Source organism: Aquipuribacter sp. SD81 (assembly GCF_037153975.1).
In the GTDB taxonomy this organism is placed as follows: domain Bacteria; phylum Actinomycetota; class Actinomycetes; order Actinomycetales; family JBBAYJ01; genus Aquipuribacter.
In genome coordinates this window covers 1-584 of the sequence record NZ_JBBAYJ010000069.1, presented here as the reverse complement: position 1 = coordinate 584, position 584 = coordinate 1, and the positions used below count along the sequence as shown (strand labels likewise).

The following is a 584-nucleotide window of genomic DNA, read 5'->3' as shown; positions in this document are numbered from 1 at the left end:
CCGGCGCCCGTCAGCGGTGACGCCGGTGGCGATGACGACGGCTTGCGACACGACCCTGCTGTTCACGCGGGCCTTGCAGTACGTCGCGTCGAGGAACACATAGGGATACTCGCGCTCGTCCAGGGGCCGGGACCGCCAGGCCGTGACGTCGACGTCCAGCTGCGCGCAGATCCGGGAGACCTCGCTCTTGCTGATTCCGGTGCCGCCCATCGCGACCACGAGGTCGTCGACCCGGCGGGTGCTGACGCCCTCGACGTAGGCCTGCATCACCACCGCATGCAGGGCGACGTCGATGCGCCGGCGCGGCGCGAGCAGCGCCGGGAAGAACGAGCCGGTGCGGGTCTTGGGGATTCGCACCGTCACGTCCCCCGGCCGTCGTCGTCACCAGCTTGTCTCGGTGCCCGTTGCGCTGGGTGTTGCGGGTATCGCTGCGCTGGTGCCGCTCGGCGCCGATGTGGGCGGTCGCCTCCGCCTCCACGAGCGCCTGCAGCATCGACTCCAGCGCGGAGCGCATGAGCTGAGCGCCGTCGCCGGCCTTCAGTGCCTCGACGAGCTCGAGCAGGGCAGACTGGTCCAGGGCCATC

General features: G+C 70.9%; 1 pseudogene. It reads right to left on the bottom strand.

The features are described from left to right. Positions 1–583 (bottom strand): annotated as a pseudogene (locus tag WAA21_RS17920) (IS256 family transposase); the annotation flags it as partial. Position 584 lies beyond the last annotated feature (1 nt).